This is a genomic window from Mucilaginibacter sp. P19 (assembly GCF_050632265.1).
Lineage (GTDB): Bacteria > Bacteroidota > Bacteroidia > Sphingobacteriales > Sphingobacteriaceae > Mucilaginibacter > Mucilaginibacter gossypii.
Map to the genome: position 1 here is coordinate 3,758,236 of NZ_CP192586.1, position 14,342 is coordinate 3,772,577.

The following is a 14,342-nucleotide window of genomic DNA, read 5'->3' on the forward strand; positions in this document are numbered from 1 at the left end:
AAAGTCCCCCAGAGGGGGAAAAGGTTTGTAGAATAGCATCCTACCCTTATCCGAACCCCAGAGGGGTTCAACTAACCTGATTACTAAATTGGCAACAGCTATTTGACCATTATTTTGCGGGTGAGCTTAAACTTTCAGGGAGGGAATTGAAAAATACACGCCACACCCGTCACAAATCCGTTACACAAATCAAATTACATCGCAATAATATTAACCAGTAGTATATATTGCTTAATATAGTGGTTCCGGTGTTTACCAAACGAAGCACCGGTTGACTGACTAATACTTAAACAATTAACACAAATGATCAAACTTTTAAAGCATGCATTGATCACTCCATCAATTGCTGTACTGGCGTTTAACGCGGTTGCCCAAACCGCCGCGCAACCAAAGCTTATTGAAAAGGTTACCCGTAAGGGAACCGAGCTGGTGATCCCCTATGAAAAATATGTATTACCTAATGGCCTTACGGTTATTTTGGCCGAAGACCACTCCGATCCGCTGGTTCATGTGGATATCACCTATCACGTAGGTTCGGCGCGTGAGGAGATCGGTAAATCGGGCTTCGCTCACTTTTTGAGCACATGATGTTCCAGGGATCAGATCATGTAGCCAATGGCGATCATTTTAAGATCATTACCGAAGCAGGCGGTACCCTAAACGGTTCAACTAACCGCGACCGTACCAACTATTATGAAACCGTACCCGCCAATCAGCTGGAAAAAATGCTTTGGCTGGAATCGGACAGGATGGGCTTCCTGCTCGACGCTGTTACCCAGCAAAAATTTGAGGTGCAGCGTGCAACCGTAAAAAACGAACGCGGGCAAAACTACGATAACCGCCCATACGGTTTAGTTAGCCAGTATGCATCAAAAACACTTTATCCATACGGCCACCCCTATTCATGGCTTACCATTGGCTATATTGAGGAGCTGAATAAAGTAGGCGTAAACGATCTTAAAAACTTTTTCCTGAGATGGTACGGCCCTAATAATGCCACGCTAACCATTGGCGGCGATCTTAACCCAAAACAAACCCTTGCCTGGGTGAGCAAATATTTCGGCAGCATCCCAAGAGGTCCTGTGGTAAAGAATATGTATTTACCTGCACCTGTGTTAAAGGCCGACAGGTATGTATCCTACACGGATAATTACGCCAAGTTCCCCTTGTTATCTGTAAGTTATCCCGGCGTAAAGATCTATGATAAAGACATGTCGCCGCTTGATGCTTTATCGGCCATCATCGGGCAGGGCCGTAACTCTATCTTTTACAAAAACTTTGTAAAAACCCGTAAGGCGGCACAGGCCACCATGAGTTCATCCAATACTGAACTGGCCGGTGAGATCAGCATGCGGGTTATACCTTTCCCTGGTCAAACTTTGGCTGATGCCAAAAAACTGGTAGACGAATCATTAGCCGAGTTTGAGAAAAAAGGTGTAAGTGACGATGACCTGGCCCGCTTTAAAGCCACCGCCGAAGCCGATTACATCAACAGCTTATCGAGCGTAAGCGGTAAAGTATCTGAACTGGCACAGGCGCAAACTTTTACCGGTAACCCTAACCAGATCGGCCGCGAACTGGCTGCTATCCGGGCGGTAACCAAAGAGGATGTAATGCGCGTTTATAACCAGTACATTAAAGGTAAACCGGCGGTAATATTAAGCGTATTGCCTAAAGGCGGTAACCTGCAACCTGTAGCACCCGATAATTTTACTGTTGATACCACAGGTTACAAAGCACCGGATTATGGCTATAATGGTTTAACCTATCACAAGCCTAAAGATAGTTTTGATCGTGCCGCAAAACCGGGCGTTGGCCCTAACCCGGCCATTAAAGTTCCGGCTATATGGTCGGCCAATACACCAAATGGCATCAATATCATCGGTACTCAAAATAACGAGATCCCATCGGTATCTATGTCGATCTCTATTAAAGGCGGTGGTTTGTTTGCCATCAACAACCCATCAAAAGCGGGTTTGGCAGGTATTGTCGGCCGTATGATGAATGAAGAAACCCAGAAATACACTGCCGAAGATTTCAACTCCGAACTGGATAAACTGGGCAGCAGTATCACTTTTTATGCCAGTTTAGATCAGATTGATGCTGAGGTATCGTCGCTTACCAAAAACCTGGGCAAGACAATGTCCCTGCTCGAAGAAAGGTTATATCACCCGAAATTTACCCAGGACGCGCTCGACAGGATCAAGAAGCAAACTTTGGAAGGCTTTAAACAAGCTAAAACCCAACCTGCAGGCGTAGCCAGCACAGTTTACAGCAAAATCCTTTATGGTACCGATAACGTACGCACTTACGCCGCGGGCGGTAATGAAGAAACTGTTGCAGGTATAACATTGCAGGATGTTCAGGACTATTACGATAAAAACTTTTCGCCATCGTTAACCAAAATTGTTGTGGTAGGCGATGTTAGCGAGGCATCTGCAAAAAGCGCGCTCGCTTTCCTCAATACCTGGAAGGATAAAAAGGTGACCATCCCGGCTCCTGCTGAGGGTAAAACATTTGATAAAACCACTTTATACCTGGTTGATATCCCAGGCGCGGCACAATCTGAGATCCGTATTGGGTATCTGGATAAACTAAACTATGATGCAACAGACGATTATTATAAGCTGAACATAGCTAACTACATTTTAGGAGGCGCTTTCAACAGTCACATCAATCTTAACCTGCGTGAGAAAAAAGGCTGGACATATGGAGCCCGTTCATCTTTCAGTTCGGGTAAATATGGCGGCGACTTCACCGCTTCGGCCGGCGTATTGGCTACGGCTACCGATAGCTCGGTGGTTGAGTTTATGAAGGAGATCACCAACTACCAAAAAACCGGGATTACACCCGAAGAATTGAAGTTCACCCAAACTTCTATCGGCCAGAGTGATGCCCGTCGTTATGAAACCAACGCGCAAAAAGCGGCGTTTTTATCGCGCATCCAGGAGTACAGCCTTAAACCTACTTTTGTTGACGAGCAAAGCAAGATACTATCGACCATTACTCCCGCCGAGATCAATGGGCTTGCTTCCAAATACCTCAATCCCGACAACATGATCATTTTGGTTGTTGGCGATAAGGCAAGGATCTATCCGGGCCTGCAAAAACTGGGCTACCCGATTGTTGAACTTGATGCCGATGGCAAGCCAAAACAATAAATTAACCTAACAACTGGCGGATAAAACCCTTATACCTTAACCGGTATAAGGGTTTTTATTTTAAAAATCAATCCTTTACAATCAAGCACCAACCCGGCTGGTGTTGTTTGTACCGCTGCTTTGCAACTGAAAAGTTACTATTCAAAACCTATTTACTAACATTGATTTAACCTAAATTGAATACACAAAGTTCAATTTTGAAAAGTTGATATAGTGCTTATGGCAACTGCCAAATGCGGTGACGGTAATATTTAAGTTTTAACTATTAGTGTGCAAGCACTGCACCGGCCTTGTAAAGCCACAATAATATCTCAAGAGGAGCATGTGAATGCCTACTCCTGTTTCTTTTAGTTCCCCTAAATCTTTCCGGTTTAAAAATTTACGCAGCGTAAACGCATTTGCTATGCATTATCTATCTATCATAAAAAACAACATTATGAAAATTAACAACCTACTTATTGGCCTGGGTTTAGCTTTAACCCTTGCCGGATGTTCCAAAGACCTTAAAAACTCGCCTATCCCGCCCAAAACCGGCGATACTACAGCAAGCCCTCCTGCCCCGGTTCCTTATTCCATTACCGAAGGTTTTGAACAGGGCAGTAAAACCGCCTACGCAGCAGCCGATGTAACCCTAAGCACCGGAAGCTGGAATTTTAGCGATGCCCTGATAGGCAATCTCGCTGCCGACCTTAAAGATGGCAGTAAATCTGTAAGGCTGCGTACCGGGGATATCGCGATGAATTTTGATATCAAAGGCCTTACTACTTTATACATTAAACACGGTAAATATGGCAGCGATGCCACATCGACCTGGCAGTTGCTAATGTCGACAGACGGCGGGGCGAATTACACGCAGGTAGGTACCGATATTACTGAAACCAATACCACACTGGTAACCGACTCATTTAAAGTGAGCGTTACGGGTAAAGTTAGGTTTGAGATCAAAAAAGCTGGCACAACCCGCATCAATATTGACGATATTACCTTTAAGGGTACCGGCGATCCGGGCATCACCGTTGGCATACCCGATACAGGCGGCGGCGATACTACCGGCACATCAAACTCAGCAACACCAAGGGACGTTACTGCCGGCGCCGACGCCCCGCCTGCAAGCGGCGATAATAGCAACCTGCTTTTTGGCAACCCCTCAAATGCCCTTTCAACACTGGCATCTAAGGATAACTACCTGATAGACCAGAAGTATTACGTAGAATCATACAACGCCACCAAAGGCGAACCAAACTGGGTAAGCTGGCACCTTGACGCGACCAATACCACCAATGCGACTGGTCGTTTGGATAATTTTGCAGGTTGGAGCGGGATTCCTGCTGGTTGGTACCAGGTAGAAAGCAACAGCTATTCGGGCAGCGGGTTCGACAGGGGGCATAACTGTCCCTCGGCCGATCGTACCAGTTCAACCAACGCTAACTCATCAACCTTCCTGATGACCAATATGATACCGCAGGCGCCTCAAAATAACCAGCAAACCTGGGCCAATCTTGAAAATTACCTACGCGAACAAGTGGCGGCCGGTAACGAGGTTTACATAATTATGGGCAGCTATGGTACAGGGGGAACAGGCTCAAACGGGACTGCCAGTACCATCAATAATGGCCACGTAAATGTACCCAGCAACGTTTGGAAAGTCGCCCTGATCATCCCCAAAGGTGACGGCGACGTTGCGAGGGTTACCGCTTCAACCAGGGTTATCGCGATAAACACCCCTAATGTTAACACCATCAACTCCGACTGGACCAAGTACATAACAACTATCAAGGATATTGAAAGAGCAACAGGTTATACCCTGCTCTCAAGCCTGCCAACTGCGGTTAGAACAGCGCTTGAAGTTAAGGTAGATACCGGAGCCTCGGGAACATAAGAAATTGGTAATTGAAAAAGGAAGCCGGGGGTATATAATATTTCCGGCTTTTTTATTGGCTTTTTCGCGGGTGTTCAATTTTTGAAAAAAGGGGTGTTCAACTTTCAGAAGCTCAATATCATAACACATTGACTATCAGCACCAAGATGTTCAAATTCTCTTATTGGGCGTTTCTTTATATTTATAAAACATTGATTATCAGCGGTTAAAATTTAGACAAAAACAACAAGTGTTCACACTTTTAAAAATTGAACACCTGGTGTTTGTCTTGCTAAATATTTAAATCCTGTGAACTCCAAAGGTGAAATGACAAAAGAGGCCTGTCAGTCTGAACTTGTCGAAGACTCGCGCGCAGAGTCCCGCCCACCATGCTTCGACAAGCTACCCATGACATAATTAAATTAAGGATGCTCCCGTCAGCAGGTAAGCTTCGGGTGAAAGCGGGCAGAACAATGGTGGTCTTGAGTGCAGGAAGGGGCATAGCAAGTTTTTGCAGAAGCATTGGGAAAGCGCGAGCGTAGCGGGGCAAAATAATTGCAGCCCGTGGTTCTGCCCGTTTTGCAGGGCAAAGGCCCGCGCGACGGGCTGTGGAGTGGGTGAGCGCAAAGAAGCCTCCCTGCTGACTTGATTTTTGGGTACTTTTGTATCAAGACAAAAGTACCTGGCCCCGCGCGGCTAAGAGCGCGACAATGCAAGTTCAATACCACTAAGCACCTTGTCTGCCGATAAAGGGATTGCTTCGTAACTCAGCAATGACGTGGAAGAGATGTCATTGCCTTCAGACTCCAGCGGATTTAAATCACTCAGGATGACCCTTACTTTATTTTGTCATGGGTATACTGATAGTATAGTGACCGGATCAATCCACTCCTTTTACATTCATTTTAAAGGTATAAACTGCCTTTGATGCGGTTATAAATAATACATCTTTGTTTTTTCCGCCAAAACAGATGTTGGCAGTCCACGGTTCATCGATATCTATGTGGCCAATCTTTTCGCCTTTAGGGTTAACTATGGTAACTCCTTTGCCGCACATATAAATATTGCCATGCTCATCTATTGTCATACCATCGCAGCCCATAGCGATAAACAGGGTGCGGTTGGTTAATGTACCATCTTTATTGATATCGTAACGATAGGTTTTGTTATCGCCGATATCGGCTACATACAAAGTCTTACCATCCGGAGTTCCGATGATGCCGTTAGGACGCACAAACTTATCATCAACCATAACAGCCGGTGCCTTGCCTTTGGCCAGGAAGTATAATTTTTGTCCGTCGAGGTCGGGTTGTTTACGGGTCCAGTAATCACGCTGATAGTAGGGATCGGTTATATAGATGCCCTCGTCCGGGCGCACCCAAACATCATTAGGGCCGTTAAACTTATGCCCCTGGTAATCTTTCAGCAAAATAGTAACCTTTCCTTTAGGGCTGATAGACCAAAGCTGATCATCGGCATCGGCACAACTAATGAGATTCCCTTTTTTATCAAAATACATCCCGTTTGAGCGGCCAGCACTATCCAGGAAAACAGAAAGCTTGCCATTGGTATCATATTTCCAGATCTTGTTGTTGGGCTGATCTGTAAAAAACACATTGCCTTTTTTATCGACAGCCGGCCCCTCGGTAAAGGAGAATTGTTTGGCAACCAGTTGGGGTTTTGTATTGGGGTCGTACAAATTGGCATCGGTTTGTGCAAACACTTTAACAGAGAGCGCCGATATCAATAAAATGAAAGTAGAGACTTTTTTCATGGTTTACGGAATGTTATAATGGTTTTGCTAAAGTAATATGTTTTTGAGACCGATTATTTTAAAGGAGTAAAATATTTGATACAAGTGGTAGTTTTGTAGGATTGAAGATAAACCCACCTGACTACGCTTACCAAACACATTTTTGATCGGTGTGATAGCGTGATAACTTAAAAAACCTTACTTTTGCACCTTTATTAAAATACCGTACATCACATGAGTATTGCATTATCCGAACAGGAGATCATTCGCCGCAAATCTTTACAGGAGCTACGTGCACTGGGAATTAACCCTTACCCTGCCGAAGCTTTTAATGTTAACGCCTGGGCACAGGATATAGCCGATAATTTTAAGGATAAACCCGAGGCCTACCAGGATGTTGTAATTGCCGGCCGCATCATGACCCGTCGTATTATGGGCAGCGCTTCTTTTGCCGAACTGCAGGATTCAACCGGTCGTGTGCAGATCTACCTGAAACGCGATGATATTTGCCCTGGCGAGGATAAGACCTTATATAATACTGTATTCAAAAAACTGCTGGACATTGGTGACTACGTTGGCGTAAAAGGCTATGTGTTCCTCACTCAAACGGGCGAGATCTCGGTTCACGTACGTGAGCTCGTTGTGCTTTCAAAATCTCTGAAACCGCTGCCAGTTGTTAAGCGCGAAGAGGACGGAACTATCCATGATGGTTTTACCGACCCTGAACTGCGTTACCGCCAGCGTTACGTGGATTTAACCGTTAACCCGGATTACAAACAGATCTTTATCAATCGCTCGAAAGTGATCAGCGCTATGCGCGATTACTTTAATACCCAGGGATGGATGGAAGTGGAAACCCCAATCCTGCAGCCTGTGCATGGTGGTGCAGCGGCCCGTCCGTTTGCAACGCACCATAACACGCTGGATATGCCCTTGTTTTTACGTATTGCCAACGAGCTTTACTTAAAAAGACTTATCGTTGCCGGTTTTGACGGTGTTTATGAGTTTGGCAAAATGTTCCGTAATGAGGGCATGGACCGCACCCACAACCCGGAGTTTACCGCCATGGAAATTTATGTAGCCTATAAAGACTATATATGGATGATGGCCATGGTTGAGGAATGCCTGGAAACTGTTGCCAAAGCAGTTCACGGAATCCCGGTTGTACAGGTTGGCAGCAATGAAATTAACTTTGCAGGTCCGTACGAAAAATTATCGATGTATGACTCGATCCTGAAATACACCGGTATTGACGTATCTGCAATGGACGAAGCAGGCTTACGCGATGTTTGCGAAGAACTAAAAATAGAAGTAAACCCAAGCATGGGCAAAGGCAAACTGATCGACGAGATTTTCAGCGCTAAAGTTGAGCATCACCTGATCCAGCCTACTTATATTACCGACTACCCTATCGAAATGACCCCTCTTGCCAAAAAGCACCGTACTAAAGAAGGTTTGGTTGAGCGTTTTGAGTTATTCGTAAATGGTAAAGAGATAGCAAATGCTTACTCGGAGCTGAATGACCCTATCGACCAGCGTGAGCGTTTGGAAGAGCAGCTGATCCTGGCCGGTCGCGGTGATGACGAAGCTATGGCCATGGATGACGATTTTTTACGTGCGCTTGAATATGGCATGCCGCCAACATCTGGTTTAGGTATCGGTATCGACAGGCTGGTAATGCTGATGACCAATCAAAGCACCATCCAGGAAGTATTGTTCTTCCCGCAAATGCGCCCGGAGAAAAAAGCTAAAGTAGCTACCGCCGATGATTTTATAAATATTGGCGTACGAGCTGAATGGGTACCGGTATTGAATAAAATGGGCTTTAATACCGTTGAAGAATTAAAAGCAGCTAACCCCAACAAGGTATTTAATGATCTTGGCGGGATGCGTAAAAAACTAAAACTCGATATTACCATGCCAACCAAAGAAGAGGTAATGGCTTGGTTTGAATAATTAAACCTTGATTTGTAGGATTTTCGGATTACCCTGATATTTAATAATGGCCTGCTTCGTGCAGGCCATTTTAGTTTATAATCAATCGTAAAATCTTTCAATCAAGAAAATCAACGCAATCAGCGTAATCCCTCCATTCAGCGGTTATAATTTCTTAACAAAAGCTTAAAAAAAATAATACTTTCATTTAAAAAGAGTTAGCTATTATTGTAATAAACATATATTACAAATATCATGACCAACTCAATATTAGAGATCACCGAAAACGAATACCTGATCAAACTTAACAGGAGCAATTTTAACCTGTCGTTCATCAGGAGTTTATTGAAGCTTGTTGAAGTGGCCAACCCGTCTGAAGAATCTGAATATTCATCATACACAGACAGCTACGTTCAGCCTTATCAAAACCATTCAGCTACGCCTGATTATTTCAGCGCCATTGAAGAAAAATAAAAGGGACGCGGTTTTCGCGTCCCTTTTATTTTTTATACCTTTTCCTATCTGTTCTTTTTCTTAGAACTGACGATATCCACCTCTTACTACTTGCTTATCCATCTGGGCTAATTGGCCTTTCATCATTTTGATCTGTTCGGTAAGCAACTTGTTCTTGTCATCTTTTGAAGCTTCTGACAAATACATTTGCGCCTCGCGCTTGTTACGCTTAGCCATTGAAATGCCGGCCAGGCTCAACTTCGCCAAAGCTATATTGTGCGACATTTTCATACCCAGCGACAGAGCTTTCTTAAAGTATTTCTCTGATTTCATTGGCGCCTTGCGTGATTCGATCAAACCGATCAGCAAGTTGTAGTAACCGTGCTGGTTTTTGTGCAGCTGTTTTTCGTAATCGGTAATTTTCAACAACCATACTTCTGACTTTTCAGAATTTTCCTTACGCAAAAAATACTGGGCGATGATCATATTCTCGTTAAAGAAGAAGCTAAGCAGTATAATACCGCCCATTAACAGAACAAAAATACCCCATCCCCAAAAACCGAATGCACAAAGGGCAACCGCCGCACCCATCACTACACAAGCAATAACTAACCGAACAATATTTGACATAATTTGTGATACTAATATTAGCGCAAATATCTGTTTATTTGTACGCTAAACCAACTTCTATATAAATATTTATGGCGATTGCATTACCACCATCATGGCTTGAGGTTTTACAACAGGAATTTGACAAACCTTACATGATAAAACTTAAACAATTTTTAAAAGAAGAGCAGCAATCAGGGCAAGTTGTTTATCCCAAAAACGGCGAAATTTTCAACGCTTTCAATACTACACCTTTTGATGATGTTAAAGTAGTTATATTAGGGCAGGACCCGTATCATGGCGCTCACCAGGCCCATGGTCTTTCCTTTTCAGTACAAAAGGGCATTGCTATTCCCCGATCATTAATAAACATTTACAAAGAGCTGCAAAACGATATTCCCGGATTTAAAATCCCCGCACATGGCAACCTCGAAGAATGGGCTAAACAAGGTGTGTTGTTACTGAACGCTACACTAACCGTTAGGGCAGGCAATGCAGGTTCGCACCAAAAAAGAGGATGGGAAGAATTTACCGATGAAGTAATCAAAACCATTTCCGATAAAAAAGAAGGTATCGTGTTTATACTGTGGGGAGCTTTTGCCCAATCAAAAGCGGTTTTGATTGACGAGAAGAAACATTTTATTATTCGCTCTCCGCACCCCTCGCCTTTCTCAGCCGATCGTGGTTTTTTTGGCAGCAAACCATTTTCAAAAACTAATGAGATATTGAAAAAGGAAGGGAAAGAAGAGATTGACTGGCAAATACATTGAGCGAGAGACAAGACGCCAAGAGTCAAGAAACAAGATTTAAAAAAGTCTGAAAATAAAAAGAGTCAAGAAATAAAAGATATTTAATCCTTCTTCTTGACTCTTGATTCTTATAGTCTTGACTCTTACCTAATACTCCAGCGGCACTATAGGCTCTTTTTTACTGGTAGACATGATCATCATTGTTTGGAAAGTTTTCACCACAGTAATACGGCTAATCTTTTCCATGATGAGTTGCTCGTATGATTTGATGTCGCGTACGTATACCTTTAACAGAAAATCACACTGGCCAGTTACGTGATGACACTCGGTTACCTCTTTAATATTCTTAATTTCATCCAAAAAAGTTTGAATGGTGTTTTTCTGATGAAAATCAAGGGAGATCTGGATAAAGGTTTTGATTCCTAATCCTAACTTCTCTTCATCTACCAGCGCATGATAGCTTTTAATGTATTCTGCGTTCTCAAGTTTACGCACGCGTTCAAGAGTAGGTGCTGGCGAAAGCCCTATCTCGTTAGACAACTGGAGGTTGGTTATCCTTCCGTTTTCCTGTAAAATCTTGAGTATTTGTAGGTCTATTTTATCTAATTCGGCGGCCATAGTTGTATGCAAATATAGTATTTTCCTTGCTTCGCAAAATTTAATTTTTCGTTAAAGTACTTCAACGAAAACATATTTCCTAACGTTTATTTTTTTAGATTAGTCTAAATTTTTTATTAGATTTGTTTAAATGAACACTTTAGCCGAGGAAAACTACTTAAAATCCATCTATCATCTCTCTGTAAATGATGGAAATGCGAGTACAAATCAGATCGCATCCTCGCTAAATACCAAAGCGTCTTCGGTTACCGACATGCTTAAAAAACTTGCAGATAAAGCGCTCATCAATTACACCCCCTACCAGGGAGTAAGCCTCACCCCTTCCGGCGAGAAAATAGCGATAAGCATTATCCGCAAACACCGGCTGTGGGAGTACTTTCTGGTAGAGAAACTCAATTTTAAATGGGACCAGGTTCATGACCTTGCCGAAGAGATGGAACATATCTCGTCTGAAGAGTTAATTGACCGCCTTGACAAGTTTATGGGTTATCCAAAACATGACCCACACGGCGACCCTATACCTGACTGTAACGGCCGTTTTAACACGCACGAGTTAAAACCGGTTTCGGCAGTAACAGTTAACCAAAGCGGTATAATTTCAGGCGTCCGTGACCATAGTTCATCCTTTTTACAATACCTCGATAAAAAACAGCTTACTATCGGCTGCAAAATAATGATAACTGATATTATTGAATATGACCATTCGGTAGTGGTACAAACCGGCAATAAAGAAGTGCATATCAGCCGCGAAGTAGCCAACAACTTGCTTATAGCCCTATGAACAATACACACAACGAATCTTTAGGCAATGTACACGGATCAGTAACCACCGAAAACAAAAGCGGCTGGCGTAAGCTGATGGCTTTCCTGGGCCCGGCTTACCTGGTGAGCGTGGGCTATATGGATCCGGGAAATTGGGCAACGGATATCGCAGGAGGCAGTGCTTTTGGATATAAGCTGATCTGGGTATTGTTTATATCCAACATGATTGCCCTTCTGCTGCAATCACTGGCAGCCCGATTGGGGATAGTGCGCGGGCTCGACCTTGCACAGGCCTCCAAAAATGCCTATCCCCGTTTTGTAAACTTTTGCCTGTATATACTGGCACAAATAGCCATTATAGCATGTGACCTGGCCGAAATTATTGGCATGGCCATTGGGTTAAAGCTACTGTTTCACCTTCCGTTAATCTGGGGTGTATCGCTTACCATCACCGATACTGTACTGATGCTCTACCTCATGAATAAGGGTATGCGCAAGCTCGAAGGTTTTATTATTTCGATGATCTTTATAGTCGGGCTCTCTTTTTTGGTCGAAATGTTTATTGTTAAGCCCGATGTAATAGAAGTAGCAAAGGGTTTTATTCCCGGCAATCTGTTTAAAGGTGATAAAATAAGCCAGCAAATGCTTTATATAGCTATAGGCATTATTGGCGCTACAGTAATGCCGCATAACTTATACCTGCATTCATCACTGGTGCAAACCCGCCAAATAACCCGTAGCGAAGAAGGCTTCAGGGCGGCGATTAAGTTTAATCTTTTTGATACTGTTGTAGCCCTAAATCTTGCTTTTTTTGTGAATGCGGCTATTTTGATATTAGCAGCAAGCGCCTTTTTCAGGAACGGTTATTTTGAAGTAGCGGAGATCCAGGATGCATTCAAGCTGCTGGAGCATATTTTCGGTGCAATAGCGCCTACTTTATTTGCCATTGCGCTTATTGCCTCGGGTCAAAGCTCAACCATTACCGGTACACTTGCCGGCCAAATCATTATGGAAGGGCATATTAACCTGCGGATAGAGCCCTGGTTACGCCGCCTGCTTACCCGTGTATTGGCTATTGTACCGGCAGTGTTCACCATACTTTTTTATGGCGAGGAAGGTTTAGGAAAACTCCTGATCTTAAGCCAGGTTGTATTAAGCCTTCAGTTGGGTTTTGCGGTAATCCCCCTCATCCATTTCACCTCCGACCGAAAAAGAATGGGCAAGTTTACCATCAATTTCCAAACAAGAGCATTGGCCTGGGCAAGTGCTTTATTAATCGTTGCATTAAACGCCAAACTGGTATATGAACAAATTGGCGATTGGGTAAACGGAACCCCATCACCGGTATGGATTTATGCCGTAGTGGTTCCCATTGTTATCGGCATAGCGCTATTACTGATCTACGTTTTTATACGGCCATTATTATTTAAACATCATGACAGGCCGGCTATTGTACCACATGGGATAGCCAATGCCATTACCGAGCTTGATGCGATAACTTACAGCCACATAGCCATAACCATAGATTTTTCAAAGAATGATACCGATTGCCTCCGGCATGCTATTATGCAGGGAGGTAAAAAAGCCGATTATACATTGATACACGTTGTTGAAACTGCTGGTGCGCGTTACTATGGCGGCCAGGTGCTGGATAATGAAACCCAAATTGATTTTAACAACCTCGATAAATATGTTTGCACATTAAAAAACCTTGGCTACAATGCCCAGGGACAAATTGGTTACGGCAATCCGGCCAGTGCCATAGCCGAAATTGTAAAGAATGAAAAAATTGATTTCATTGTCATGGGCTCGCACGGACACAAAGCTTTGAAAGACCTCATATTTGGCACCACTGTAAACTCTGTAAGGCACAAGGTTAATGTGCCGGTACTAGTGGTAAAGCCACAGTCAAACTAATTTTGTAAGTTTGCGGCTGAATAATTATGAGCCAGGATAACATCTATATAAAAAATAAAAAAGCCTACTTTGAGTATCATATACTTGATAAGTATGTGGCAGGCATACAGTTGCTCGGCACCGAGATCAAGTCGATAAGGCAGGGGAAGGCTAACATTAATGACGCTTTTTGTACATTCATTAATAACCAGTTATATGTACGCAACCTGCATATCTCTGAATATTCATTCGGCTCGTTCTATAACCATGAGGCCAAGCGCGACCGCATCCTGCTGTTAAATAAAAAAGAGCTAAAAAAACTCCAGACCCGTGGCGAAGAACGGGGGTTGACCATAGTCCCCCTGGCGTTATTTATCAGCGAACGGGGATTTGCCAAACTTGAAATTGGCCTTGCACAAGGTAAAAAGACATACGATAAACGCGAAACCATGAAGGAACGCGATACCAAGATTGAACTGGACAGAGTGATGAAAAGGTAAATTGATTTCGGAATTGGGAATTTCGATTTAGGATTTATTTAAATGAAA

The 14,342-nt window shown here is 43.4% G+C and carries 12 protein-coding genes; 9 read left to right on the top strand and 3 right to left on the bottom strand.

The window, feature by feature from the left end:
* Positions 1-303: 303 nt before the first annotated feature.
* The 3 genes from ACQ86K_RS18175 (at position 304) to ACQ86K_RS18185 (ending at position 5,040) form a co-directional block, all read left to right on the top strand.
* Complete coding sequence (locus tag ACQ86K_RS18175; protein WP_431198498.1) at positions 304-588, top strand: hypothetical protein; 285 nt, start codon at positions 304-306, stop codon at positions 586-588.
* Positions 585-3,161, top strand: a complete 2,577-nt coding sequence (locus tag ACQ86K_RS18180) for a M16 family metallopeptidase (RefSeq protein ID WP_431198499.1) — start codon at positions 585-587, stop codon at positions 3,159-3,161. The genes ACQ86K_RS18175 and ACQ86K_RS18180 overlap by 4 nt, the downstream gene beginning before the upstream one ends.
* Positions 3,162-3,597: 436 nt before the next feature.
* Entirely contained in the window at positions 3,598-5,040 is a 1,443-nt protein-coding gene (locus tag ACQ86K_RS18185; protein ID WP_091162709.1) for a DNA/RNA non-specific endonuclease, read from the top strand.
* Positions 5,041-5,899: 859 nt separating this feature from the next.
* Here ACQ86K_RS18185 and ACQ86K_RS18190 read toward each other — a convergent pair.
* A complete protein-coding gene (locus ACQ86K_RS18190) occupies positions 5,900-6,793 on the bottom strand; it encodes an SMP-30/gluconolactonase/LRE family protein (protein WP_091162707.1) in 894 nt (297 codons plus the stop codon).
* A 213-nt stretch (positions 6,794-7,006) separates the two neighbouring features.
* Between ACQ86K_RS18190 and lysS the strand changes: the two genes are divergently transcribed.
* Together lysS and ACQ86K_RS18200 are read left to right on the top strand one after the other, a co-directional pair.
* Positions 7,007-8,728, top strand: a complete 1,722-nt coding sequence (lysS, locus tag ACQ86K_RS18195; protein ID WP_091162706.1) for a lysine--tRNA ligase — start codon at positions 7,007-7,009, stop codon at positions 8,726-8,728.
* A gap of 234 nt (positions 8,729-8,962) precedes the next feature.
* On the top strand, positions 8,963-9,181 hold the full coding sequence (locus ACQ86K_RS18200; RefSeq protein ID WP_090527160.1) for a hypothetical protein: 219 nt from the start codon (positions 8,963-8,965) through the stop codon (positions 9,179-9,181).
* Positions 9,182-9,241: 60 nt separating this feature from the next.
* On the opposite strand, the gene ACQ86K_RS18205 is transcribed toward ACQ86K_RS18200, so the two are convergent.
* On the bottom strand, positions 9,242-9,790 hold the full coding sequence (locus tag ACQ86K_RS18205; RefSeq protein WP_091162705.1) for a hypothetical protein: 549 nt from the start codon (positions 9,788-9,790) through the stop codon (positions 9,242-9,244).
* 71 nt (positions 9,791-9,861) lie between these two features.
* On the opposite strand from ACQ86K_RS18205, the gene ung reads away from it, so the two are divergent.
* Positions 9,862-10,539 (top strand): uracil-DNA glycosylase, encoded by a 678-nt coding sequence (gene ung / locus ACQ86K_RS18210; RefSeq protein ID WP_091162704.1) that lies wholly within the window; start codon positions 9,862-9,864, stop codon positions 10,537-10,539.
* Between the two features lie 126 nt (positions 10,540-10,665).
* Here the strand turns inward: ung and ACQ86K_RS18215 are convergent, their stop codons facing one another.
* Positions 10,666-11,136, bottom strand: a complete 471-nt coding sequence (locus ACQ86K_RS18215; RefSeq protein ID WP_022832833.1) for an Lrp/AsnC family transcriptional regulator — start codon at positions 11,134-11,136, stop codon at positions 10,666-10,668.
* Positions 11,137-11,266: 130 nt separating this feature from the next.
* Here ACQ86K_RS18215 and ACQ86K_RS18220 point away from each other — a divergent pair, with 130 nt between their 5' ends.
* The 3 genes from ACQ86K_RS18220 to smpB are packed head-to-tail and all read left to right on the top strand — an operon-like array spanning position 11,267 to position 14,294.
* The gene (locus ACQ86K_RS18220) at positions 11,267-11,917 is read left to right on the top strand and encodes a metal-dependent transcriptional regulator (RefSeq protein ID WP_091162703.1); all 651 of its coding nucleotides are present in this window, start codon (positions 11,267-11,269) and stop codon (positions 11,915-11,917) included.
* Positions 11,914-13,815 (top strand): Nramp family divalent metal transporter, encoded by a 1,902-nt coding sequence (locus ACQ86K_RS18225; RefSeq protein WP_091162702.1) that lies wholly within the window; start codon positions 11,914-11,916, stop codon positions 13,813-13,815. Before ACQ86K_RS18220 ends, ACQ86K_RS18225 begins: the two co-directional genes overlap by 4 nt.
* Before the next feature lie 26 nt (positions 13,816-13,841).
* The gene (gene smpB / locus ACQ86K_RS18230; RefSeq protein ID WP_090527145.1) at positions 13,842-14,294 is read left to right on the top strand and encodes an SsrA-binding protein SmpB; all 453 of its coding nucleotides are present in this window, start codon (positions 13,842-13,844) and stop codon (positions 14,292-14,294) included.
* Positions 14,295-14,342 lie beyond the last annotated feature (48 nt).